Source organism: Vibrio palustris, assembly GCF_024346995.1.
GTDB lineage: Bacteria > Pseudomonadota > Gammaproteobacteria > Enterobacterales > Vibrionaceae > Vibrio > Vibrio palustris.
On sequence record NZ_AP024887.1, the window covers coordinates 2,227,229 to 2,252,946 of the forward strand.

20 protein-coding genes, 1 tRNA gene, 3 rRNA genes and 1 other RNA gene are annotated in these 25,718 nt (G+C 44.2%); 12 read left to right on the forward strand and 13 right to left on the reverse strand.

Annotated features, from left to right (window positions below; genetic code table 11):
• Positions 1 to 149 precede the first annotated feature (149 nt).
• The 3 genes from ygfZ (at position 150) to OCU30_RS10360 (ending at position 2,303) form a co-directional block, all read left to right on the forward strand.
• Positions 150 to 1,127, forward strand: a complete 978-nt coding sequence (ygfZ, locus tag OCU30_RS10350; protein ID WP_077315639.1) for a tRNA-modifying protein YgfZ — start codon at positions 150 to 152, stop codon at positions 1,125 to 1,127.
• A complete protein-coding gene (locus OCU30_RS10355; protein ID WP_077315640.1) occupies positions 1,114 to 1,599 on the forward strand; it encodes an aminoacyl-tRNA deacylase in 486 nt (161 codons plus the stop codon). The genes ygfZ and OCU30_RS10355 overlap by 14 nt, the downstream gene beginning before the upstream one ends.
• A 494-nt stretch (positions 1,600 to 2,093) precedes the next feature.
• Positions 2,094 to 2,303: a DUF1107 domain-containing protein gene (locus OCU30_RS10360; RefSeq protein WP_077315641.1), complete on the forward strand. Its 210-nt coding sequence runs from the start codon at positions 2,094 to 2,096 to the stop codon at positions 2,301 to 2,303.
• A gap of 60 nt (positions 2,304 to 2,363) precedes the next feature.
• Here the strand turns inward: OCU30_RS10360 and OCU30_RS10365 are convergent, their stop codons facing one another.
• Genes OCU30_RS10365 through OCU30_RS10375 form a run of 3 tightly spaced genes read right to left on the reverse strand, consistent with a single transcriptional unit; the run spans position 2,364 to position 5,381 of the window.
• Positions 2,364 to 3,587, reverse strand: coding sequence for an FAD-dependent 2-octaprenylphenol hydroxylase (locus OCU30_RS10365; RefSeq protein ID WP_077315642.1), 1,224 nt, complete (start codon positions 3,585 to 3,587; stop codon positions 2,364 to 2,366).
• Between the two features lie 14 nt (positions 3,588 to 3,601).
• Positions 3,602 to 4,777 (reverse strand): 2-octaprenyl-6-methoxyphenyl hydroxylase, encoded by a 1,176-nt coding sequence (gene ubiH / locus OCU30_RS10370; protein WP_077315643.1) that lies wholly within the window; start codon positions 4,775 to 4,777, stop codon positions 3,602 to 3,604.
• A 19-nt stretch (positions 4,778 to 4,796) separates the two neighbouring features.
• Positions 4,797 to 5,381: a YecA/YgfB family protein gene (locus OCU30_RS10375; protein ID WP_077315644.1), complete on the reverse strand. Its 585-nt coding sequence runs from the start codon at positions 5,379 to 5,381 to the stop codon at positions 4,797 to 4,799.
• 240 nt (positions 5,382 to 5,621) lie between these two features.
• Here OCU30_RS10375 and OCU30_RS10380 point away from each other — a divergent pair, with 240 nt between their 5' ends.
• From OCU30_RS10380 to serA, 5 genes are all read left to right on the forward strand, one after another.
• A complete protein-coding gene (locus OCU30_RS10380) occupies positions 5,622 to 5,921 on the forward strand; it encodes a cell division protein ZapA (protein WP_077315645.1) in 300 nt (99 codons plus the stop codon).
• Positions 5,922 to 5,944: 23 nt separating this feature from the next.
• A non-coding RNA gene (gene ssrS / locus OCU30_RS10385) (6S RNA) lies at positions 5,945 to 6,128 on the forward strand.
• A gap of 3 nt (positions 6,129 to 6,131) precedes the next feature.
• Positions 6,132 to 6,716 (forward strand): 5-formyltetrahydrofolate cyclo-ligase, encoded by a 585-nt coding sequence (locus OCU30_RS10390; protein WP_077315646.1) that lies wholly within the window; start codon positions 6,132 to 6,134, stop codon positions 6,714 to 6,716.
• 136 nt (positions 6,717 to 6,852) lie between these two features.
• Entirely contained in the window at positions 6,853 to 7,509 is a 657-nt protein-coding gene (rpiA, locus tag OCU30_RS10395; protein ID WP_077315647.1) for a ribose-5-phosphate isomerase RpiA, read from the forward strand.
• 230 nt (positions 7,510 to 7,739) lie between these two features.
• Positions 7,740 to 8,969, forward strand: a complete 1,230-nt coding sequence (gene serA, locus OCU30_RS10400; protein WP_077315648.1) for a phosphoglycerate dehydrogenase — start codon at positions 7,740 to 7,742, stop codon at positions 8,967 to 8,969.
• Between the two features lie 72 nt (positions 8,970 to 9,041).
• Here the strand turns inward: serA and ilvN are convergent, their stop codons facing one another.
• The 6 genes from ilvN to OCU30_RS10430 all read right to left on the reverse strand — a co-directional run bounded on the left by ilvN (position 9,042) and on the right by OCU30_RS10430 (position 16,565).
• Positions 9,042 to 9,536 carry an acetolactate synthase small subunit gene (ilvN, locus tag OCU30_RS10405; RefSeq protein ID WP_077315649.1) on the reverse strand — a complete coding sequence of 165 codons (495 nt, stop codon included), beginning with the start codon at positions 9,534 to 9,536 and terminating at the stop codon, positions 9,042 to 9,044.
• On the reverse strand, positions 9,536 to 11,257 hold the full coding sequence (locus OCU30_RS10410) for an acetolactate synthase 3 large subunit (protein ID WP_077315650.1): 1,722 nt from the start codon (positions 11,255 to 11,257) through the stop codon (positions 9,536 to 9,538). The genes ilvN and OCU30_RS10410 overlap by 1 nt, the downstream gene beginning before the upstream one ends.
• 405 nt (positions 11,258 to 11,662) lie before the next feature.
• Positions 11,663 to 13,453 (reverse strand): AMP-dependent synthetase/ligase, encoded by a 1,791-nt coding sequence (locus tag OCU30_RS10415; protein WP_077315651.1) that lies wholly within the window; start codon positions 13,451 to 13,453, stop codon positions 11,663 to 11,665.
• Between the two features lie 164 nt (positions 13,454 to 13,617).
• Positions 13,618 to 14,586, reverse strand: coding sequence for a transcriptional regulator LeuO (gene leuO, locus OCU30_RS10420; RefSeq protein ID WP_077315652.1), 969 nt, complete (start codon positions 14,584 to 14,586; stop codon positions 13,618 to 13,620).
• 378 nt (positions 14,587 to 14,964) lie between these two features.
• Complete coding sequence (locus OCU30_RS10425) at positions 14,965 to 16,035, reverse strand: MJ1255/VC2487 family glycosyltransferase (RefSeq protein WP_077315653.1); 1,071 nt, start codon at positions 16,033 to 16,035, stop codon at positions 14,965 to 14,967.
• Positions 16,032 to 16,565 (reverse strand): phosphatase PAP2 family protein, encoded by a 534-nt coding sequence (locus OCU30_RS10430; protein WP_077315654.1) that lies wholly within the window; start codon positions 16,563 to 16,565, stop codon positions 16,032 to 16,034. Before OCU30_RS10430 ends, OCU30_RS10425 begins: the two co-directional genes overlap by 4 nt.
• 499 nt (positions 16,566 to 17,064) lie before the next feature.
• Here OCU30_RS10430 and leuA point away from each other — a divergent pair, with 499 nt between their 5' ends.
• Genes leuA through leuD form a run of 4 tightly spaced genes read left to right on the forward strand, consistent with a single transcriptional unit; the run spans position 17,065 to position 21,808 of the window.
• Entirely contained in the window at positions 17,065 to 18,612 is a 1,548-nt protein-coding gene (gene leuA, locus OCU30_RS10435; protein WP_077315655.1) for a 2-isopropylmalate synthase, read from the forward strand.
• A 31-nt stretch (positions 18,613 to 18,643) separates the two neighbouring features.
• Positions 18,644 to 19,735 carry a 3-isopropylmalate dehydrogenase gene (gene leuB, locus OCU30_RS10440; RefSeq protein ID WP_077315656.1) on the forward strand — a complete coding sequence of 364 codons (1,092 nt, stop codon included), beginning with the start codon at positions 18,644 to 18,646 and terminating at the stop codon, positions 19,733 to 19,735.
• Positions 19,736 to 19,784: 49 nt separating this feature from the next.
• Positions 19,785 to 21,191, forward strand: coding sequence for a 3-isopropylmalate dehydratase large subunit (leuC, locus tag OCU30_RS10445; RefSeq protein ID WP_077315657.1), 1,407 nt, complete (start codon positions 19,785 to 19,787; stop codon positions 21,189 to 21,191).
• Between the two features lie 14 nt (positions 21,192 to 21,205).
• Entirely contained in the window at positions 21,206 to 21,808 is a 603-nt protein-coding gene (leuD, locus tag OCU30_RS10450) for a 3-isopropylmalate dehydratase small subunit (RefSeq protein WP_077315658.1), read from the forward strand.
• Between the two features lie 186 nt (positions 21,809 to 21,994).
• Here leuD and rrf (OCU30_RS10455) read toward each other — a convergent pair.
• The 4 genes from rrf (OCU30_RS10455) to OCU30_RS10470 form a co-directional block, all read right to left on the reverse strand.
• Positions 21,995 to 22,110: ribosomal RNA gene (gene rrf / locus OCU30_RS10455) — 5S ribosomal RNA — on the reverse strand.
• A 45-nt stretch (positions 22,111 to 22,155) separates the two neighbouring features.
• Positions 22,156 to 22,232 (reverse strand) — tRNA-Thr (locus OCU30_RS10460).
• Between the two features lie 52 nt (positions 22,233 to 22,284).
• A 5S ribosomal RNA gene (rrf, locus tag OCU30_RS10465) occupies positions 22,285 to 22,400 on the reverse strand.
• Positions 22,401 to 22,529: 129 nt separating this feature from the next.
• Positions 22,530 to 25,423, reverse strand: a 23S ribosomal RNA gene (locus OCU30_RS10470).
• Positions 25,424 to 25,718: the final 295 nt, after the last annotated feature.

Here is a 25,718-nt window from a genome sequence, read left to right on the forward strand (position 1 = left end):
CCCCAATCCCTAGAATTATTGTATGCTGCCAGTGTAACAAGGGTTATCAGACTCAGCCAGTGACCTGAATCAAAGACTCAGTTCAAGCTGACAAAAAAACCTACGGCGATTACCATACAAACACTATTTACTCATTTAAGTGGTCCATTATGAATATGACAACCCCAGTGACACCGCTATCACTTTCAACTCAAGACAGCTTACCTCAACTTATGCTCGCTCACCTGCCTTCATGGAGTGCGATCACCATGTTCGGCGATGATCAAACTAGCTACTTACAAGGACAAGTTACCTGTGATGTGGCCGCATTAGGAACACAACAAGCTAGCTTAGGTGCTCATTGCGATCCCAAAGGTAAAGTATGGTCAATTTTTCGTTTATTTCATCACAATGGTGGGTACGCGTTATTTCAACCACTTTCCGGTATAGAAACCGAACTAAAAGAAATTAAAAAATACGCCATATTCTCAAAAGTGACCATTGAACAATCTCAAGATGTGACACTCGGAGTCATGGGGGCACAGGCTGAACAATGGATCCAAACCGTCACCACGGATACCGAAGGCGATGTCCGCTCCATAGAAGGTGGCACAGCAGTGAAAGTTTCTGCTCAAAGATGGCTATTATTACTTACGGCAGATAAAGCTCAACGCCTGATGGAAAACTTCGATGGAACATTGGTAACAGAAGCGCTCTGGACACGCTTTGATATTGAAGAAGCAGTGCCAATGATCACAGAACATAGTCAAAATACTCATATTCCTCAAGCATTAAACCTGCAAGCCTTACATGGCATTAATTTCAATAAAGGCTGTTATACAGGACAAGAAACTGTCGCTCGCGCTAAATTTCGTGGTACCAATAAACGCGCGATGTATATTGTCGCAGGAACGTTCAACACGTCGCTTGAGAGCGCTGAACCTATCACAATGGAACGCGCAGTTGGCGACAACTGGCGCAGTGCAAGTACACTACTTGCTCATTATTGTTTTAACGATAATAACGCGATCGGTTTAATCGTCTTACCGAATAACTTAGAGGCGGATACTGTGCTGCGCATTGCCGATCAACCGGACACGCGTTGGACCATACAACCTCTGCCTTATTCATTAGATGATAATGAATAACCAAGCCGAAAAACTTCGTGCATTCTTGGAAAGTCAGCAGGTCGAATTTCGCCTGCTGCCTCATCAATCCCCAACTGTTAGCATCGAAGAAACCGCCAAGCAACGTAATGTATGCCCTTCACAGATGGTCAAAAGCATGGTTTTGCGGGATATGTCTAACCGCTATGCCCTAGCCTGCACGGCTGGTGATACCCAAATAGATCCTAAAAAAGTTCGCGCCATACTAAACTGGCGTAGAATGACCTGCGTTGCAACCGAACAGTTATATGATATAACTGGTTATGCAGTTGGCACTATCACACCTTTGCTCCTAAAAAACCCCATGCCCATCATCTTTGATGAATCGTTATCAACATGCTCAGAAGTCACGATAAGCAGCGGCTCACCAATGGCAGGCATTGCCATTAATATCAATGATTTGGAATATCTAGCCAAGCCAATTTGGGCAAAAATAAAGAAAGCAGATCAATGACAGTGAAAACCATTACATTTCAGTGTGATGAAGCTCGCAAATAACAACATTATCTCATGAATATGTAATCAAATTAAAAACATAAATAGTCATTGGCGTTTTTTTGTCGTAGTCTGGCTCTGTTGGTTAATAAACCTAAACGTTGAATAAACCAACTGCAAAAGTGAGTCCACTGAGCTTTCAGTAATCCACTTTTTGTGTAATGCATCTGTGACTATTGGCCCGCATCAGTGCGGGCATTTTTTTATCTATCTGCCACTCCCTCGCTCGGCCAATCTGACTTTACCCACGCCTGCTCTCACCTACTAAATGGTATAAAAATAAAAGTTGGAAGAAATCTTGCATCAATGAAGGAACCAAAGACTAGTAAAAGTGCCTATGACCACACACTTTTGTATTTTCTTCACAGGTGCTCCGCCATTCGCTGAGTATCTTTTTTGAAAATCAACTAGGCTTACTCTGACTCTGGCTTAAGAACAATAAGGACCTCAGTAATGAGACTGTTTACGCACTACGCTCCTAGTATGATTGCTAAACACATCAGTCGGCTTTTTAAAGGAAACATCTACATTAATGATATTGGCAAATTCGAGTTTGATAACGGTAAACTCATCCTTCCATCGTGTGCAGATACTCGACATTATCAAGCAGTAAACGAAATCAACCAAGAAGTGAAAAAATTACGCTGCGCTGTATCTAATTAATTATAAAAAAAGGGCTGATAACCATCAGCCCTTTTCTTCATCAATAAACAGACTCTCGCTCTAATGCACGCTAGGGACACTTTTCGCTAAATTAGGCAACTCACCTTTTAGACCTAAAGCACGTTTCATAATCTCATCTTTAGCTCCTGGCAACTGACCCACCAGGTGCATCCCTAAGCCTCGAATAAGTTTTTTAGCCGGATTATTTCCTTCGAATAAATCTTTAAACCCTTGCATAGCGGCAATCATCTTGGCTGCCTCAGCTTTACGCCAACGCTCATATTCACGCAAGTTACGTTTTGCACCAATATCTTGCCCATTGTTCCACAAAGCGATCACTTCTTGTGCAAGGCTCGCCGCATCCAATAAGCCTAAATTGACCCCTTGGCCTGCCAGTGGATGAATGGTATGGGCGGCATCACCCACTAATGCGACTCGCTCTGCAACAAAATCGCGGGCATAACGCATTTTAAGGGGAAAGGCTTGACGCTCTGCGACCACTTCACATAATCCCAACTTAGCATCGAATTCGGCCGTTAACGCTTTATTAAATTGCGCATCGCTCATTTCTATCAAACGTTCCGCTCTTACTGGATCCGTTGACCAAACAATCGAACTTAAATGAGGATCCGCAAAAGGCAAAAATGCTAAAGGCCCATCAGGCGTAAAAGTTTGTCTTGCTACAGCATCATGAGCAGAGCTAGTACGAATATTAGCCACTACGGCACAATGACCATAATCCCAATGTGTTAATGGAATATCTAACTGTTTACGCACCCAGGAATTGGCACCATCAGCGCCAACAACGAGTTTAGCGGTAATGGCCTGACCATCATCGAGCGCCAACCAAGATTCGCTTTCTCCAATGGCTAAAGATTGCACTTTAGATGGCATGTATAGAGAAACATTGGCTTGCTTTTTTACTTGATCCAACAAAGATAATTGAATGATGCGATTCTCAACAATATGCCCGAGATTCGGTTGAGTCATTTGTTCGGCACTAAATTCGATACGCGCAAAACTATCTTGCTCCCATACTTCCATCGCTTGGTAAGGGGCGGCGCGGCGCGCGATAATACCATCCCATGCGTTAAGGTTGCGTAAAACCATCTCAGTCGAGCGGCTTAATGCTGACACTCGAACATCCGGTGTATTATTCAGCGTTTCATCCGGTACTTTACCTTCAATGACCGCAATTCTGACATCGGTATGCTTAAACGCTGCCGCCAATGCGAGCCCAACCATTCCGCCACCAACTATCGCAATATCCACACTTTGCATCATAATTTGATTACCTTCTATCGGTTAACGATCCCTAATGTTCGCTTCAACAGCGGTGCTTTTAACTGAGGAATATTGTCGACAGTAAAAAGACCAAGACTACGACTTAACGATAATGTTGCCCACTGATTAGAAAATAGATGGACCAATGACGAAGTCAGTGTGATCGTCGCATGACGATCTTCCTCTCGGCGGCGTTGAAAACGCGCTAATTGACGATATTCACCAATACAATCATTCGCGGTAATCTCTTCCGCTAAGGTAGCAACATCTCGAATACCGAGGTTAAATCCTTGACCTGCTATAGGATGTAAAGTTTGGGCAGCATTACCCACAATAGCAAACCGATGGCTAATATTTTTATCACGCACCCGTAACTGCAGTGGGTAGCTGGTCCGCGCTCCAACGCGCTTAAACTCTCCCAAACGCCAACCAAACATACGTTGCAGCTCTGCTAGGAACGCATCATCTGCACAGTTCATTATCTCGTGAACTTTTTCAGGAGGGACGCACCACACCAGAGATAAACGGTTATCACTCATTGGTAACATCGCGATGGGGCCATGCTCAGTAAACCGCTCAAATGCGCGGCCTTGATGTAACTCACTGGCGACAACATTGGCAATAATCGCGTGCTGTCCAAAATCATGGTCAGTAAATTCAAGCCCAACTAATTCACTGCACGTCGATAACGCACCATCCGCTGCTACCAATAATTGACCTTGAACCCGCTCACCATTTGATAAAGACACCGTTACACTATCTTGAAAGCGCTCGATACCTGCCACTTTTGCAGGACAGAAGACATCGATATTCTCATGATGAGATAATAGCTCACTATATACATTACCAACATCGGCAAGTTCCACCACATAACCTAATGCTTCTAAATCAACATCATTATGATCAATGTCTGTCATACCGAAATGCTGACGATCAGACACATGAATATGCTTAATCGGCGTAACAACCCCAGCAAGGTGCGGCCAGATACCAAATGTTTTTAAGGTTTCAACCGTACCATAAGACAAGGCAATCGCTCGAGAATCAAATCCTGGGTGAGACTGATTATCAGACTGATAAGCTTCAATAACAGCAACAGATAAGGTTTGATGGCTCAATTGACTTATTGCTAAAGCAAGGGTTCCCCCAGCCATGGCTCCACCAGCGATGATGACATCAAATGTTTTCACCCAAGATTCTCCAATTCAATTAATGCAATGTCGGTTGTGTTGGCTGCTCTGGCTCTTCAGCACGAATAGCAAATTCAGCATGTAAAGCGAGAGCACAAGCTTTAGTATGCTCAATAACATGCTCCAGCAATTCAGCCTGTTCTTTTAGATCGTCATCTTCGTCCACGGCAAGCTTTGAGATCTCTTCAAGATCGCCCAACGCTTCCTTAGCTGTTTCTGAGCCTTTTTTGACTTCCGCTTTGCTAAGACCGATACCCGAAATGAAATGATTTACCCAATCGGCGACACCATCAGCTATCGCCATCACATCGGCACTATCGTCAGAATCAGGGATAACGAGACTCAGTGATAAACTCAGTTCGCTTACTTCTTCATGGGTAAACGTGAGTAATGCTTTAGCTTGTTGCAAAAGATGACTCGGCCACGCCAATCCCTCATTGGTATAATCAAATAATACGGCTTGCCAATCATTCTCTGTGATATCGATCCCTCCAGAGAGCATGCCGGTCAACAATCCATGCAGTTCGGCGGCATTGACAGCAATCCCCGCTTGCTTAAGTTCGGTGGTAAGGAGGTCGTAATCTGGCAGTTTGTTATCACTCATAATCGGATCTGTTTCGCAAAAAATAAATCCTATCCTACCACTTCACGGATCCTGCTTAAACGACCATGTTGGCAATTATGTTTAGCTTTTGCCCAAATTGACCAATAACTGAGTTTTTATTCCCTTAATATCGACTTAAGCGTTTTAAAGGCTTGAATCTTAGGTCCGCTTTTCCTATAGTTCCCTCTCGGTGTTATTCGACAGATAGCATCTTGATGTACGCTAACAGAGTCATTAATCATGAGTAATCAAGCGGTTGACGTTGAAATTTTAGGAAAAATCACTAGAGTTAACTGTCCTGACGGGCAGAAAGAGTCATTGATTAATGCTGCTATGGAACTCGATCATCGATTGAAAGAAATGGCTGAACGTACTAAAGTAACAAATGAAGTGAAGTTACTGACTATTGCGGCTTTAAATATTAGCTATGAGCTAAATGAAGCAAAGCAAGAACAAAGCGATAATGAAAAAATGCAACAGCGCATGGAAAATCTAACGACAGCGTTAGAAAACGCGCTAAGTAAGGTTAAGCAAGGATAGCGTAAACCTGTACTACAAAAGAATTTACCCTGGGGTGTACGTGACTAGGATTTACGTCCCTGAGCCGATAAGCAACAAACAAGGGTTAGTACTTGGTAGCTATTGAGCAAGCTCGGCTCGTATCGAGAAGCCTACGGTTAACAGTCTGATCCGCCTTGAACCTACTGGTTCAAGGGTCAAAATCCTAAACGGCACTCTGGGGTACCCTCTATGCAACAATCTCGTCAAGACATTCGCTCGCACGTCCGTACTCTGCGTCAAAAGTTAACACCTCAATTCCAGCAAAGCGCTGCCGAGCAACTGGTCAAACAATGCGTAACCTCACAAGCATTCATCGATAGCCAACATATAGCTTTGTACTTATCCAATGATGGCGAATTAGACACAGCTCCACTTATCCAAGCACTTTGGTTACAAGGTAAATCTCTTTATTTACCCGTATTGCACCCTTTCGCAAAGGGACAATTATTGTTTTTACATTACACGCCACAAAGTACAATGGTAGACAACTGTTTTGGCATTGCTGAGCCCAAGCTCGATCAACGAGCCATTATCCCGGCGCAGCAATTAGATCTCATTTGTACACCTTTAGTCGCTTTCGATAGTCAATGTCAACGCTTAGGTATGGGAGGCGGCTATTACGACCGTACACTATCCCGATGGTTTGCAACTGGCGTTGGCGCTAAACCGCTCGGTCTTGCCCATGACTGCCAGCGTGTTGATAACATTCCGATTGAACCGTGGGATATCCCACTCCCACAGATCATCACTCCTACTCATATCTGGCAACGCTAAATATATCTGTCGTTTCTTTCTTTCCCAAAGAAAGAGTTACGAGAGCCAACATCGCGACTTATCCCTCGTCACAGCCTTCGCTTTCAGTATATAATCACACTCATGCACCCTATTTATTTGCTATCAGGAGATTGGTATGACGCAAGATGAAATGAAGAAAGCCGCTGGTTGGGCCGCTTTACAGTACGTAGAAAAAGGCAGTATTGTCGGCGTGGGCACCGGCTCAACAGTGAATCACTTCATCGATGCACTTGGTTCTATAAAAAATGATATTGAAGGTGCTGTCTCAAGTTCTGAAGCTTCAACAGAGAAGTTAAAAGCTTTGGGTATCGAAGTATTCGATTGCAACCAAGTCTCCCACCTTGATATTTATGTCGATGGCGCCGATGAAATCAATCCTTATAAAGATATGATTAAAGGCGGTGGTGCAGCATTAACCCGTGAAAAAATTGTCGCCGCTATTGCTGATAAATTTATATGTATTATCGATGAAACAAAAACCGTCGATATGCTAGGTGAGTTTCCATTGCCCGTTGAAGTTATCCCAATGGCACGTTCTTATATTGGTCGTGAGATTGTAAAATTAGGTGGCGATCCTGCCTATCGTGAAGGGGTCGTTACAGACAATGGCAATATTATCCTTGATATTCACAATATGAAAATTGCGAATCCTAAAGAACTGGAGCGTCAACTGAACGCGCTACCTGGGGTGGTGACCAACGGGTTGTTTGCTGCTCGGGGTGCAGATATCGTGATTGTTGGCTCCTCGCAGGGTGCACGTATTATTAAGTAATACTGACGTTTGATATAAGAAACGGTGCCAATTGGTACCGTTTTTTTATGCTTATGGCTCATTTTATTTCTGTCTTATTCCGTAATTTTCTTACCCAAACACCGTTTTTTTTGTTAATTTATGGAGTGTACATACCAAAGGAAAACGTTTGCGTATGATAAAAACACAACATTTCCTCAAAATAACAGTATTTATAATTTTTTCCCTTACCATATTTAAGGACGAGAAGAATGGCTAAAGTTTCACTGGAAAAAGACAAAATTAAAATCCTGCTCCTCGAGGGCGTGCATTCAACGGCCGTTGAAGCATTACAAGCCGCAGGATACACCAATATCGAGTATCACAAGGGCGCTCTTCCTGAAGAACAATTACTAGAAGCAATCAAAGACGCGCATTTTGTAGGCCTACGTTCTCGTACTCACCTGACTCGTAAAGTGGTTGAAGCCGCTGATAAACTCGTTGCGATTGGCTGCTTTTGTATTGGCACGAACCAAGTTGATCTTGACGCTACCTCTGAGCGCGGTATTCCTGTTTTCAACGCTCCATTCTCCAACACACGTAGTGTGGCAGAATTGGTATTAGCCCAAACCATTCTTTTATTACGCGGCGTACCAGAGAAAAATGCGTTGGCTCACCGCGGTATCTGGAAAAAAAGTGCTGACAATTCATTTGAAGCGCGTGGTAAAAAATTAGGTATCATTGGTTATGGGCATATTGGTACACAGCTCAGCATCTTGGCTGAAGGGCTTGGTATGTCGGTATACTATTATGATATCGAAAATAAATTGTCATTAGGCAATGCCATTCAAGTGCACAATATGACCGAGCTATTGAACATGTGTGATGTCATCACTTTGCACGTACCCGAAACCGATGAAACCAAAAATATGATGGGAGCAGAGCAATTCTCTCGCATGAAACCGGGCTCTATCTTCATCAACGCGGCACGTGGCACGGTCGTTGATATCCCTGCGTTGTGTGACGCTTTAGAAAGTAAACACCTCGCTGGCGCTGCCGTGGATGTATTCCCTGTGGAGCCTGGATCTAATGCACAAGAGTTTGTATCCCCTCTTACCAAATTTGATAATGTTCTTCTAACACCACATGTCGGTGGTTCAACACAAGAAGCTCAAGAAAACATTGGATTAGAAGTGGCAAGCAAGCTGGCTAAATACTCAGATAATGGTTCTACGTTATCGAGTGTGAACTTTCCTGAAGTGTCGCTACCCGAGCAACGTAACAGCTCACGTTTATTGCACATCCACGAAAACCGCCCTGGTATTCTAAATAAGATTAATACTATTTTTGCCGAAGAAGGCATCAATATCTCAGCTCAGTACCTACAAACCACGCCAAGCATGGGCTACGTTGTGGTTGATGTACAATCCGAGCATTCTCAAGATGTTCTCGACAAGCTCGCCCAGATCGACGGGACGATACGTACACGTATTTTGTTCTAGTCATCGCGTATAAAAAAACCAGCCTAAGTAGGCTGGTTTTTTTAATGTGTCACCACATCCGAGCAATCGGATTTAGCTTTTAAGCGAGCGTTCACCGCGTGCAATACCAACAATGCCACTACGCGCCACTTCTACCACATCTGTAAACTTAGCCACTGAGTCTACAAAAGCATCAAGCTTTTCACCGTCTCCTGTCATTTGTACCGTGTAATGACTCGGTGTCACATCGACAATCTGGCCACGGAAAATATCGGCCATGCTTTTCACCTCTTCACGCACAGCACCAGAAGCTCGGACCTTAACCAACATGAGCTCACGCTCAATATGATCAAATTCACTGACATCTTGAACCTTGAGCACATCAATCAGCTTATGCAACTGCTTCTGTATTTGTTCGAGCTGTAAGTCATCAGATTCAGTCGTAATATTTAAGCGAGACAAAGTATCATCTTCCGTTGGCGACACCGTCAGGTTTTCAATATTGTAGCCACGCTGAGAAAACAGGCCAACGACACGAGACAAAGCGCCAGGTTGGTTTTCTAATAGTAGTGAAATAATATGTTTCATTACGTTCTCTCCGTTTTGCTTAGCCACATTTTATCCATACCTTCACCCTTAATTTGCATAGGGTAAACGTGCTCCGTCTCATCGACACTGATATCCACAAAGACTAAGCGATCTTTCATATCCAGTGCTTTTTGTAATCCAGACTCTAGCTCATCAGGAGACGTAATACGGATACCTGCATGACCATAAGCTTCAGCAATAGCGACAAAATTCGGAACAGAGCTCATGTAGGAGTTTGAGTGGCGCCCTTGATAAACAATGTCTTGCCACTGTTTGACCATACCAAGGAAACGGTTATTTAAGTTGATAATTTTAACAGGGATATCGTATTGAAGTGCAGTCGATAACTCTTGAATATTCATCTGAATACTGCCATCCCCAGTAATGACAACTACTTCTTCATCAGGATGAGTAAACTTCACTCCCATGCCTGCGGGCAAGCCAAAGCCCATGGTGCCCAGGCCACCAGAGTTGATCCAACGTCTTGGTTTATCAAAAGGATAGTAAAGGGCGGCAAACATTTGATGTTGACCAACATCAGAAGCCACATAAGCATCGCCTTTTGTTAAACGATAGAGTGTTTCAACCACTTGTTGAGGTTTAATTCGTTCACTGTCTTGGCTATAAGACAAACACTCACGTTGACGCCATACTTGAATCTCTTGCCACCAGCTTTCTAATGCGGATGCATCATTACTTTCTTTGCTATCAGCTAATAACTTAAGCATCGTATCAAGCACTTGATCGGCAGAGCCCACAATCGGTAAATCGACGGGAACATTCTTCGAGATCGATGACGGATCGATATCGATATGCATCACTTTGGCATTTGGACAATACTTTTCAAGATTATTCGTCGTACGATCATCAAACCTGACTCCGATGCCAAAAATGAGATCCGCATTATGCATGGCCATATTCGCCTCATACATTCCATGCATACCTAACATACCAAGGGAGTGTTGATGAGTTCCTGGGAAAGCGCCTAGCCCCATCAGCGTACTTACAACGGGTAAGTTTAGCGCTTCGGATAACTTAAGGATTTGTTTATCCGCTTCTGAAATAATCGCACCACCACCAATATATAAAACCGGCTTCTTCGCGTCGAGTAACGCTTTCAATGCTTTTTTAATTTGTCCCTTATGCCCTGTGGTAGTGGGATTATAAGAACGCATTTTTATTTCTTCGGGATACTGATACGGCAATTTAACTTGCGGATTCATGACGTCTTTCGGAAGATCAATCACCACCGGACCAGGACGACCCGTTGAGGCGATATAAAATGCTTTTTTCACAATTTCAGGTATATCTTCCGCTTTTTTAACTAGAAAGCTGTGCTTAACGATGGGACGGGAAACCCCGACAATATCGCACTCTTGAAAGGCATCATTACCAATTAAGTTATTAGGAACGTTACCGGAGATCACAATCATTGGGATCGAGTCCATGTAGGCTGTCGCAATACCTGTTACCGTATTGGTCGCCCCTGGCCCTGAGCACACTAAGACCACACCGGTTTTACCCGTCGCACGTGCATACCCATCAGCCATGTGAGTTGCGGCCTGTTCATGACGCACTAAAACGTGCTTAATTTGCTCTGTTTTTTCGTGTAGCGCATCGTAGATATCCAAAACGGAACCGCCTGGATAGCCAAATATCTGTTCAACTCCCTCTTCAATAAGAGATTGCACGATCATCTCCGCGCCAGATAGCATTGCCATATTGTCTCCTCTATACACCTAGATAACTCGGTCGGCCACCATCGGTGATTTACATAGTTTAGGGCTTATTTTTAGCCTAAATGAAAAACGTTCGTTTTCGGCTATGGTCGTGCCGTCATAACGGTCACGAATAGAGAGTACTGTAACGATTAAACGTGAGGGGGTCTAACGTGCTCCAACGCACAAAATAGATAAACATCCATATATATGTAAAAAATCAAACTAAACAACCACAAAGAAAATACAACACAGCATTTAAGTTATGAGTTATATTGAAAAATAACATTAAATATTACCCTGTAATACTTAAAAAACGGTTTACGCGACTTGGTTGTTCTGAACAATAAAAAAACGGGCCGCTAGCGGCCCGTTTTTTTGAGCTTTCTCATCACTTGGTACGCGTAGTTAATGGTACATGGCATTAATTTCAGTGGCATAGTGATGCTGAATTACTTTGCGACGCAGCTTCAACGTTGGGGTCAGCTCACCTAAATCCAACGAGAACTCTTTCGGTAATAAGGTGAATCGTTTTACGCGTTCAAACCCTGCCAACTCAGTTTGTAACTGCTCCAAGCGCTGATCAAACAGCTCGATGATCTTATGATGTTTAAGTAAATCTAAGCGGTCATGATAGCGAATGTTCAAAGACTTAGCGTAATTTTCTAACGAATCATAGCAAGGAACAATCAAGGCTGAGACAAATTTTCGGGTGTCGGCAATAACGGCGACTTGCTCAATAAAGTGGTCTTGACCCAACTTACCTTCAATTCTCTGCGGCGCAATATACTTCCCACCCGAGGTTTTCATCAGCTCTTTTAAACGATCGGTAATAAACAAAGTACCGTCATCGCCTAAATGCCCAACATCACCTGTTTTAAAGTATCCCTGCTCATCAAAGGCTTGCTTGGTTGCGTCAGGCAGCTTGTAATAGCCTTGCATCACAATAGAACCTTTTACCAAGATTTCGTTATCCGCGCCAATTTTAACATCCACATTAGGCATAACATCGCCAATGGACTCAGCATCAAACGTATTATCTGGCCAACAAGAAATGGTCGCGGTCGTTTCGGTCATACCGTAACCAAGTTTTACATTAATACCAATCGCATGGAAAAAACGGCCGACTTCCGCTTCTAATTTGGCTCCTCCGCAAGGCATTAAGCGCATACGACCGCCCAATAAGTTACGTAACTTCTTCAGTACTAACCGATCAGCCAATGCATAATTAAGTGCTAACCAAGCGCTAGGATTACGCTGCTGTTGCTTAGCAGACGAGACCTGCTTACCGACTCTAACCGCCCAACGAAATAAGTGTCTTTTTATCCAAGAAGATTGGGATACTTTATCATGAATAGCCGAGTAAATTTTTTCGTAGAAACGTGGCACCGCACACATCACGTTTGGCGCAACTTGTTCTAGTGCATCTCTTACCGCACGCACATCATGTAAGTAACAGTTTTTAGCGCCTTTATAAAGCACATATAAACTCCATGCTCGCTCGAAAACATGAGATAGAGGCAAGAAACATAAAGAGACATCGCCAGAGCTCGTATTCACTTTCTGATCATGCCCAACTAATTGAGCATTAAGGTTATGATGATTGAGCATCACCCCTTTAGGCTCACCTGTGGTACCTGACGTATAAATTAAGGTGAATAAATCCTCTCTCTGTAAAGAGTCTAAACGCTCATCTAAGGCAGCTTGGGTTAACGACTGCCCCATTTCAATAAAGGCTTGCCAAGTTTGTACGTAATCAACATCGGGTAATTCGAGATCATCCCCCATAACCACTATTCGTTCTAATATTGGCAAATTAGAAAACAACTCAACCATCATGTTGAGTTGTTCTTGCCCATTAACGAACATAATTTTTATATCCGCATTATTGGTTATATATGCGGCTTGGCTGACTGGGCTCGTCGGATAAATGGGGACAACAACCCCGCGTACCTGCATGGCGGCTAGATCAATGATGGTCCAACGTGGGGTGTTCGACGCCATAATGCCGACTTTATCTTGTACTTGGATACCCGCACTGATTAAAGCGAAAGAAACCGAATCGATTTGCGCTCCCATCTGAGCCCAAGACAACTCATGCCATACGTGCTCAGAGCTGTACTGCATTGCTCCCTGCTCTGCACATTCGCGTACATTTTGACGGATTTTTTTTACTATATGAAAATCTATTTCGGTCATCTCACTTCCACCATAAGCCTATAGTACAGGCATAATAAGGCCGCACAGTTTACAGGGACAGATTGAAAAGGCAACTTATGCCCCATTCGGCGCTCGTACATCTATAAAAAACAAAAGCCCCAAGTATTCATAGAATACTTGGGGCTAGATATATTATCGTATAATTAATCGTTCGCGACAATATCTCCACAGACCAACATTAATTGATCTCGTAACCAGATGTGTCCTTTGTCTTTTTCACTAGACTCATGCCAGCTTAGATACCCACTAATACTGACATTCTCAAAAGGACAGCGCACGACTTGTAACTGCTCTTTATTAGCCGAGTTTTCGACCATCCAGCGCGGGGCAATAGTGACTAATTCAGATTGACTAACAACATATAAAACATTGCTCAAACTGGTGCCTTCATAACTTGCGCGGCAATCTAATGAGCGATATGCCTGCTCGGAGAAGCTATGCTGGCCATGGACTTTCGACAGCTTAGCGTGCTTTTCAATAAAAAGATCATCGCGCGTAATGCTGCCGTTCACTCTTGGGTGATGCTTAGAAGCCACAACGACTAATTCATCACGGAAAATCTCGGTACTGGAAAAGCCCTGTTCATCAAAACGAGCGTAATCAATGACAAAATCCACTTCTTGATAACGCATACGTTCGGCAACATTGCGATCAAACTCAGCATCTAAGTGCAACTGCACGTGCGGGGCTTGCTTCTGTAATGACGACATGATTTTTGGTGCAAAGCGAATATCGCATGGACTGCAAATAGCGAGTTTAAATAAGCGGGTTGACGTTTCAGGAGCAAAAACAGAGCTCGGTAATTCATTACGAATTAATTGCAACGCCTGACGGATTGGCCCGAATAACTGGCGAGCTCGCTGCGTCGGCTGAATACCTCGCCCCTGGCGCATAAATAATTCGTCATTAAACATGACTTTTAAGCGCGACACAGCATTACTCACAGCCGGTTGAGACATATTTAAATTCTGTGCCGCTCTCGTAATATTCTGTTCCTGCATTACGGCATCAAAGACAGTAAGTAAATTTAAATCCACACCTCGTAGCGTGCTTTCCATTCGATAACTTGCGATGGTGTTCATCGCTTCCTGATTGTCTACTTTTTCTAACATAACTGGGCTATGCCTCTTTCGGGAACGTCAATCAACTTGGGACGATGGATAGAATATCCGAACGTAAAATACGAATAGATAACCCGGGTTAGTATTATTTATGTATTGGATGAGTTAACTTCGGAACTTACTATCAACTAATTCATATACGAATGGCAAGACGATTGATAAAAACTCATGTTATTTTATAACAACACGAGAAAATACCATATAAAAACAACACTTTAGTAAATTGTAAAAAAATATAAATTGTGATTTCAATCAAACTATTACGACTATGGTGTGTGCTAACAGTCACCTGATAGACCAAAGCCGTATTCATCTAAACAATATATTCTATTTTGAATTGGATTATCTCAGCGAGAAAAGAGTCCACATTTATGGATACAATATAGATTCACTGTGAAGTTCAGTGCGTGAAGGGTAGCTGACCTGAGACCATAATGTGTCGAATAATGAGCGTTGATCTTCCCAGTGACCTGCAACAACCCAAGCAGAAATAGCGAATGCCACATCGGGATAAATCACTTTTTCTCCTGGCGCCTCATCAATCCATTGTCGCACTGCACTAGGGTCTAAATACTCCATGCCCGATGCCAAACCGAGCTGCTCTAAAGTCGCCACATTACTCTGTTGTTCAAATTGACCATTTAGAGGCTTTAACAGCATTTTTTTGCCTAAAGACAACGCTTCTGAAGGTAACTCAAATCCGCCATTAGCAATGACCCCAGCACAAGTTCGTAAATGCTCTTGAAAACTATCACGACATAATGGCCTCAATTGTAAGTTCTTATGCTGCTCTATCTCGGTAATATCTGGGTGATAACAAATAAACTGATGATAGGAGAAACGCTCGACTAAATTGATGGTATCCAACAATAGTTCAAAAGGTAGGTAGATAAGAAAGAAATTCTTAAGGCATGGTGGAGAGTGAGTGGTATGCACGATGGGAGGTAAAATAGGTTGATCAAAATGATACCAATGTAACCCGATATAATAGTCCGAAGGGGCAAAATGATTCATGATCACCTTATCTAACCAGCTTGCCCCTTTGAGAGGAACATCATAACGAAAAGCATTTTGATGGCTGATACTAATCGAGGGAACCCCTTGTTTTTTTGCCGCCCAAGCCGAGATCGGTTCAAAATCATTCAAAACAACATCATAAGAGGATAAATCGAGCTCTTGAATGTCTTTATAGACACGTACCATATTATTATTAATCGCGGTTTTACCATAGCGAACTTTGCCATGAGCGGTCGAAAAACTCATACCTTGGCGGGTTTGATAGTCACCAAATTCCTCCATGGAAAAATATTTCTCTGCATCTCTTCCTGTAAAAAAGAAATCAACCTCGACACCAGTATGCTGACGAAAGGCTTGGCACATCGCACGAGCACGAGCTATATGACCATTTCCCGTCCCCTGCACTCCGTACAAAATTTTCATACTCCATTCTCCATAAGGAGAATCGCAATCAGCGCACAGGTATTGCCAAGCAGAGCTCCAATCACTACATCACTTAAAAAATGTACTCCTAAGAAAATTCGTGAGCCACCAATCGTCAGTGCCCATGTCAACATGACGAGCGATAAGTCCGGATAGAAATGGCCAATAATTGTCGCCATTAAAAATGCCGCAGCAGTATGCCCCGACGGTAAACTATAGCGATCCGAAGGAGTAATAAAAGCAGGAAGAGGTGGCGAGAACTCTTGTGGGCGACGACGCTGGAAACTATTTTTCAATACCCAATACAACGGCAGCTCTATCGTGAATGCCAGTAAACCGACCATCACAAAGGCGTGACCATCGGAGGTATCGAGCATCCAAGCGAGTATGGCAAACATCACGTACAAGTGTCCGTCACCGGTATGCGATACCGCTCGACTGACGCGAGCAATGGAATGACTATAACGATGCTGTAAACAAAATGATGACAGTATCAAATCAAGTTTTACGATAGGTTGAACCACTCTCATAAGCGTTTTACTCCTTCCCTAACATCGTCAATAGTGACGGTACTTAACTAACGTTAGTGAATGGATATGACAGCCCCGTGATCTTTTCTTGTAGATGTGATGAAGCTTGATCTCGGTATATGCCCTATTCTTTTGTGTTTTTCGTCGCATTCATAGTAATTATGTTCATCTATTCATCAATTTAGACGATGTTTACGTTACCTTGTTTTGCAAGGAAATGATCTCATTATGAATAAATATTTGGACAAAAAACGTCTTTAGGGTTGACGTTACATACAGAGTGCGGTACTAATCTAGTAAATAAATTTTGTGGAATATTGATCACTATGACAATTCGTTTTTCTCAGCTCCTCAACCTCCTCCTTATCGTGAAATCATCGCGCGGGTAGGCTGTGGGCGAAAGACGCCACTAAACAGAATTACAAAAACCCGCTGAATAGGCGGGTTTTTTTATAGCTAAATTCAGGAAGCACACGACAATCTCAACGAGGATGCGAACATGAACGACCAGGTCATATTATTTGATACAACGCTACGTGATGGTGAACAGGCACTATCAGCCAGCTTAACCGTCAAAGAGAAATTGCAAATTGCGTTTGCTCTAGAGCGTTTAGGGATTGATGTCATTGAAGCAGGCTTTCCGGTGTCATCACCAGGTGATTTCAATTCAGTAAAAACCATTGCTGAAAATATCAAAGGTAGTCGTATCTGTGCCCTCGCTCGTGCCGTTGAGAAAGACATTGATGCTGCTGCAGAAGCACTGAAAGTCGCGGATGAATTCCGTATCCATACCTTCCTATCAACATCGACGATTCACGTACAAGATAAGTTACGCCGCACGTTTGATGATGTCCTAGATATGGCAATGAAATCCATCAAACATGCGCGTAAATACACGGATGATGTCGAATTTTCGTGTGAAGATGCTGGCCGTACTCCGATTGATAATTTATGCCGTATTGTTGAATCAGCGATTAGCGCGGGTGCAAAAACCATCAACATTCCAGATACTGTGGGCTACACCATTCCAAGTGAGTTTGGCCATATTATTGAGCAATTGTTTAACCGAGTTCCGAATATTGATCAAGCCGTCATCTCTGTGCACTGCCATGACGATTTAGGTTTGTCCGTGGCAAACTCGATTGCTGCTGTTCAAGCGGGTGCACGTCAAGTAGAAGGCACAATTAACGGCCTAGGTGAACGAGCAGGTAACACTGCATTAGAAGAAGTTGCAATGATTCTGCAAACGCGCGGTGATTTTTTCTCTGCGTCCACCAATATCAATTCCAAGGAAATCAGTCGTACCAGTAAACTGGTTAGCCAGTTGTGTAACATGCCGATTCAAAGTAATAAAGCGATTGTCGGCGCTAACGCCTTTAGCCACTCGTCAGGCATACACCAAGATGGCATGCTAAAAAACAAAAATACGTATGAGATCATGACCCCCGAATCTATTGGTTTAAAAAACCAAGGCTTAAACCTAACAAGCCGCAGTGGTCGAGCAGCGGTCAAAAGCCATATGGATACATTAGGCTATAAAGACGGTGACTATAACCTAGACGTATTGTATGAAAACTTCTTAAAATTAGCCGATAAGAAAGGCCAAGTCTTCGATTATGATCTTGAATCACTAATGTATTTCTCCAACCTACGAGATGAAGATGATTTCTTTAAATTGAACTATTTGAGTGTGCAATCTGGTAGTGTAATGTCGACAACAAGTATTAAACTACAGTGCGGCGATGAAGAGAAATGTGAAGCAGCTGTCGGAAATGGTCCTGTAGATGCCCTATACCAATGTATCTACCGTGTCACAGGCTACGACATTACGCTGGATAAATTCGATTTAACCGCTAAAGGTGAAGGTGAAGACGGATTAGGCCAAGCCGATATTATTGCCAACTATAAAGGGCGTAAATATCACGGCACCGGTGTCTCAACAGATATTGTTGAAGCGGCTGGTGAAGCCTTATTGCATGTTATTAATAGCCTGCATCGTGCTGATGAGATAGAACAAATCAAACAGCGCAAACACACTGAAGCATAAAATAAAAACAATTAAGACGAATAGGATTCGCATGACAAACACAACACATACTATTGCCGTTTTGCCGGGAGATGGCATTGGCCCAGAAGTAATGCAACAAGCCAATAAAGTATTGGACGCAATTGAGAAAAAATACCAATTGACGTTCGCACGTACCGAACACGACATTGGCGGCATTGCCATTGATAATCATGGCCAGCCACTTCCTGATAGCACCTTAGCTGCGTGTGAAGAATCGGATGCCATTTTATTTGGCTCGGTCGGCGGTCCTAAATGGGCAAATTTACCACCGAATGATCAACCAGAGCGTGGCGCTCTATTACCACTGCGCAAACACTTTCAACTTTTCTGTAACTTGCGCCCGGCACAAATTCATAAAGGATTAGAAGGTTTCTCTCCTTTACGTGCTGATATATCAGCAACAGGCTTTGATATTGTCGTTGTGCGTGAGCTCACTGGTGGTATTTACTTTGGCCAACCCAAAGGTCGTGAAGGCTCAGGAGCTGACGAAAAAGCGTTTGATACTGAAGTCTACCACCGCTACGAAATCGAACGTATTGCACGTATTGCCTTTGAGTCGGCACAGCTACGTACAAAAAAAGTTTGCTCAATTGATAAAGCCAACGTATTGCAAAGCTCTATCCTTTGGCGTGAAGTCGTCACACAAATTGCCAAAGACTATCCAGATGTCGAACTCACACATATGTACATCGATAATGCCACTATGCAGCTAATCAAAGACCCATCGCAATTTGACGTTGTACTGTGTTCGAACTTGTTCGGGGATATTTTATCGGATGAGTGCGCAATGATAACAGGCTCAATGGGAATGCTGCCATCGGCTAGCATCAATGAAAGTAAATTTGGTTTATTCGAACCAGCCGGTGGTAGTGCCCCAGATATTGCCGGTAAAAACATTGCAAACCCTGTCGCCCAAATTCTCTCTGCCGCCCTAATGCTGCGTTACAGCCTAGGTGAAGAGCAAGCGGCGCAAGATATTGAAGCTGCAGTAGGCAAAGCGCTTGCAGCCGGTCAACTTACTGGCGATCTAGCGGGCGAGAAACCAGCACTGTCTACCAGTGAGATGGGCGATATCATCGCAAATTATATTTCTCACGAATAATAGGTAGGGGCTGAGCTGCCCCTACTGTGCGAGTTAAAGGAATAAAGCAATGTCACAAGCAAAAACATTATACGAAAAAATTTACGATGCCCATGTCGCCGTCGAAGCAGCGGGTGAAAATCCAATTTTATACATCGATCGCCATCTAGTTCATGAAGTTACTTCACCACAAGCGTTTGATGGGTTACGTGAAAAAGGACGCCCAGTACGTCAGGTAAGTAAAACCTTTGCTACCATGGATCACAACGTATCCACCACAACTAAAGATATCAATGCCTCTGGTGAGATGGCACGTATCCAGATGGAAACTCTGTCAAAAAACTGCGAAGAGTTTGGTGTCACTCTGTTTGATATTAATCATAAATATCAAGGTATTGTGCATGTTATGGGACCTGAGCTGGGTATTACTCTACCAGGGATGACGATTGTGTGTGGTGATTCTCATACCGCAACACATGGTGCATTTGGCTCACTTGCTTTCGGTATCGGCACCTCTGAAGTCGAGCATGTCCTAGCCACGCAAACATTGAAACAAGCTCGTGCTAAGACAATGAAAATTGAAGTAAAAGGCAAAGTTTCAAAGGGCATTACCGCCAAAGATATCGTGCTAGCCATCATTGGCAAAACCACCGCAGCAGGTGGTACTGGCTATGTGGTTGAATTCTGTGGTGAAGCCATCCGTGATTTATCAATGGAAGGCCGCATGACCGTTTGTAATATGGCCATCGAGCTTGGTGCTAAGGCTGGTCTGATTGCGCCTGACGAAACGACCTTTGATTACATTAAAGATCGTCGTTATGCCCCAACAGGTGAAAACTGGGATTCGGCAGTCGAGTACTGGAAAACACTAAAAACCGACGAAGGCGCTGAATTTGATCACGTCGTAACATTGAATGCTGCCGACATTCGTCCCCAAGTCACTTGGGGGACTAACCCGGGACAAGTGATGTCCGTTGATGGAATTATACCGTCACCAGAAGACTTCGCCGATCCCGTTGAAAAGGCGTCGGCAGAAAAAGCATTGGCGTATATGGGACTAAGAGGCGGAACTAAGCTCTCTCACTACCCTATCGATAAAGTTTTTGTCGGATCTTGTACAAACTCACGTATTGAAGATATTCGCGCTGCAGCGGCGGTTGCTAAAGGTAAGCAAGTTGCGGAACATGTTCAAGCATTGATTGTTCCGGGCTCAGAGCAAGTCAAAGCGCAAGCAGAGCAAGAAGGGTTAGATAAAATCTTTTTAGAAGCTGGTTTTGAATGGCGTTTACCAGGCTGCTCAATGTGTCTAGCGATGAATAATGACCGTTTAGGCCCTCAGGAGCGTTGTGCCTCGACATCTAACCGTAACTTTGAAGGTCGCCAAGGCCGAGCAGGAAGAACGCACTTAGTCAGTCCTGCTATGGCTGCAGCGGCGGCTATTGCGGGTCATTTTGTCGACATTCGTGACGTTAACTAATAAGGATTTCTAACATGTCAGGATTTAAACAACACACAGGGTTAGTCGTTCCTCTAGATGCAGCGAACGTCGATACTGATGCTATTATTCCAAAACAATTTTTGCAGAAAGTGACACGGACTGGATTTGGCAAGCACCTATTTCACGATTGGCGCTTTTTAGATGATGCAGGCCAACAACCTAACCCAGACTTTGTCCTCAACGAAGCACGTTATCAAGGTGCGAGTATTTTACTTGCCCGCGAAAACTTTGGCTGCGGGTCGTCACGAGAACACGCCCCTTGGGCTTTGGCTGACTATGGCATTCAAGTGATTATCGCACCAAGTTTTGCTGATATTTTTTATGGCAATGCGATTAATAATCAGATGGTACCTGTAAAGCTGACTGATAACGAAGTTGATGAAATTTTCACGTACGTTACCAATACACAAGGTGCTGAGGTTACGGTTAATCTTGAAACGATGACAGTTAATGCCAATGGGAAAGTCTACTCATTTATAATTGATGAGTTCCGTCGCCACTGCTTACTTAATGGCCTAGATAATATCGGACTAACCTTGCAACATGCTGACGATATTACGACATTTGAAGCTAATATCCCTGCATTTTTGCAGTAATTCACCTAATTAAAAAACGAATCCAAAAGCTGCGCCTTGCGCAGCTTTTTTTTGTGTCTAAAGAAAACACGTGGTGAATGCACACTTATCTAAAAGAGTATCTATAAGGCGAACCGTCGATACTTAAGATTTTATATACCGATAAACGGAAAAACCCCAGCTAAAAAGCTGGGGTTTCGAAATCAAGCCTGGCGATGACCTACTCTCACATGGGGAAACCCCACACTACCATCGGCGCTATTTCGTTTCACTTCTGAGTTCGGCATGGGATCAGGTGGGTCCAAAATGCTATGGTCGCCAAGCAAATTCTTTATTACTACGCTACAGAGCCTAGCAAATTGTATTCATGGTGCTGATACCCAGACTCGAACTGGGGACCTCATCCTTACCAAGGATGCGCTCTACCGGGCTGAGCTATATCAGCATAATTTTATTAAAAAAGCCCGTGCTTGACACGGGCTCTTTCAAAAATTAAAGCCTGGCGATGACCTACTCTCACATGGGGAAACCCCACACTACCATCGGCGCTATTTCGTTTCACTTCTGAGTTCGGCATGGGATCAGGTGGGTCCAAAATGCTATGGTCGCCAAGCAAATTCTTTCTGTTATCGCCCAAAGGGCCATAACAATAATCTGGAAAGCTGTTTTTGTGGCTATAAAAGCCGTTCTCACACACTCAAGTACTCATATTGAGTCCGTTACAAAACCTTTTTGGTGTTGTATGGTTAAGCCTCACGGGCGATTAGTACAGGTTAGCTCAACGCCTCACAACGCTTACACACCCTGCCTATCAACGTTCTAGTCTCGAACAACCCTTTAGGACGCTTAAAGCGCCAGGGAGAACTCATCTCAAGGCTCGCTTCCCGCTTAGATGCTTTCAGCGGTTATCGATCCCGAACTTAGCTACCGGGCAATGCGTCTGGCGACACAACCCGAACACCAGAGGTTCGTCCACTCCGGTCCTCTCGTACTAGGAGCAGCCCCTTTCAATTCTCCAACGCCCACGGCAGATAGGGACCGAACTGTCTCACGACGTTCTAAACCCAGCTCGCGTACCACTTTAAATGGCGAACAGCCATACCCTTGGGACCGACTTCAGCCCCAGGATGTGATGAGCCGACATCGAGGTGCCAAACACCGCCGTCGATATGAACTCTTGGGCGGTATCAGCCTGTTATCCCCGGAGTACCTTTTATCCGTTGAGCGATGGCCCTTCCATTCAGAACCACCGGATCACTATGACCTGCTTTCGCACCTGCTCGAATTGTCATTCTCGCAGTTAAGCGGGCTTATGCCATTGCACTAACCTCACGATGTCCAACCGTGATTAGCCCACCTTCGTGCTCCTCCGTTACTCTTTGGGAGGAGACCGCCCCAGTCAAACTACCCACCAGGCACTGTCCTCATTCCCGATAAGGGAACCAAGTTAGAACATCAAAACTACAAGGGTGGTATTTCAAGGACGGCTCCATGCAAACTAGCGTCTGCATATCAAAGCCTCCCACCTATCCTACACATGTAGGTTCAATGTTCAGTGCCAAGCTGTAGTAAAGGTTCACGGGGTCTTTCCGTCTAGCCGCGGGTACACTGCATCTTCACAGCGATTTCAATTTCACTGAGTCTCGGGTGGAGACAGCGTGGCCATCATTACGCCATTCGTGCAGGTCGGAACTTACCCGACAAGGAATTTCGCTACCTTAGGACCGTTATAGTTACGGCCGCCGTTTACCGGGGCTTCGATCAAGAGCGTCGACCGAAGTCTAACCCCATCAATTAACCTTCCGGCACCGGGCAGGCGTCACACCGTATACGTCATCTTACGATTTTGCACAGTGCTGTGTTTTTAATAAACAGTTGCAGCCACCTGGTATCTGCGACTCTTTTCGGCTCCAAGAGCAAGTCTTTTCACCTATATAGAGCGTACCTTCTCCCGAAGTTACGGTACCATTTTGCCTAGTTCCTTCACCCGAGTTCTCTCAAGCGCCTTGGTATTCTCTACCCGACCACCTGTGTCGGTTTGGGGTACGATTCCTTACAATCTGAAGCTTAGAGGCTTTTCCTGGAAGCATGGCATCAATGACTTCACACCCTTGGGTGCTCGACGTCGTGTCTCGACCTAATGAGTATCCGGATTTACCTAAATACTCAGCCTACGCACTTGAACCTGGACAACCATCGCCAGGCCCACCTAGCCTTCTCCGTCCCCCCATCGCAATTGTAAGAAGTACGGGAATATTAACCCGTTTCCCATCGACTACGCTTTTCAGCCTCGCCTTAGGGGTCGACTTACCCTGCCCCGATTAACGTTGGACAGGAACCCTTGGTCTTCCGGCGTGGGGGTTTTTCACCCCCATTATCGTTACTCATGTCAGCATTCGCACTTCTGATACCTCCAGCAGACTTCTCAATCCACCTTCAACGGCTTACAGAACGCTCCCCTACCCAACATTCCAAAAGGAATATTGCCGCAGCTTCGGTTTATTACTTAGCCCCGTTACATCTTCCGCGCAGGCCGACTCGACTAGTGAGCTATTACGCTTTCTTTAAATGATGGCTGCTTCTAAGCCAACATCCTAGCTGTCTGAGCCTTCCCACATCGTTTCCCACTTAGTAATAATTTGGGACCTTAGCTGGCGGTCTGGGTTGTTTCCCTCTCCACGACGGACGTTAGCACCCGCCGTGTGTCTCCCGGATAGTACTTACTGGTATTCGGAGTTTGCAAAGAGTTGGTAAGTCGGGATGACCCCCTAGTCTTAACAGTGCTCTACCCCCAGTAGTATTCGTCCGAGGCGCTACCTAAATAGCTTTCGGGGAGAACCAGCTATCTCCGAGTTTGATTGGCCTTTCACCCCTAGCCACAAGTCATCCGCTAATTTTTCAACATTAGTCGGTTCGGTCCTCCAATTGATGTTACTCAATCTTCAACCTGCCCATGGCTAGATCACTCGGTTTCGGGTCTATATCCAGAGACTGTGCGCCCAGTTAAGACTCGCTTTCGCTACGGCTCCCCTAAACGGTTAACCTTGCCACTGAATATAAGTCGCTGACCCATTATACAAAAGGTACGCAGTCACCCCACAAAGGAGGCTCCTACTGCTTGTACGTACACGGTTTCAGGTTCTATTTCACTCCCCTCACAGGGGTTCTTTTCGCCTTTCCCTCACGGTACTGGTTCACTATCGGTCAGTCAGGAGTATTTAGCCTTGGAGGATGGTCCCCCCATATTCAGACAGGATATCACGTGTCCCGCCTTACTCGATTTCACCTTAAATACGTTGCCGGTTACGGGGCTATCACCCTGTATCGCGTGCCTTTCCAGACACTTCACCTGACGCATAAAAAGCTTAAGGGCTAATCCGGTTTCGCTCGCCGCTACTTCCAGAATCTCGGTTGATTTCTTTTCCTCGGGGTACTTAGATGTTTCAGTTCTCCCGGTTCGCCTCGTTACGCTATGTATTCACGCAACGATAACTGCTTATGCAGTTGGGTTTCCCCATTCGGAAATCGTAGACTCAAGTGGCTTTTACTGCCTCATCTACGCTTATCGCAAGTTAATACGTCCTTCATCGCCTCTGACTGCCAAGGCATCCACCGTGTACGCTTAGTCACTTAACCATACAACCCAAAAAAGTTTTGGATTGATGAACAAAGTCACCAAGGTTTGTCTGCATAACTCTTTGCTTTCACTTTGAAAAGTGAAGACAAAAAGGACATGTTGCAGACTCGATATTGCCGGACTCAATTTTGAATACACACTCTATTAAAAGAGCATGATTTTCCAAGAACACTTGAATGTGTTTGGTGTTTGTTCATATCAATTGATACAACAAACATTGAGAACTTTTACAAATACTCTTCTAAAAGAGTATTTTGTCAGCTTTCCAAATTGTTAAAGAGCAATGTGTATCTT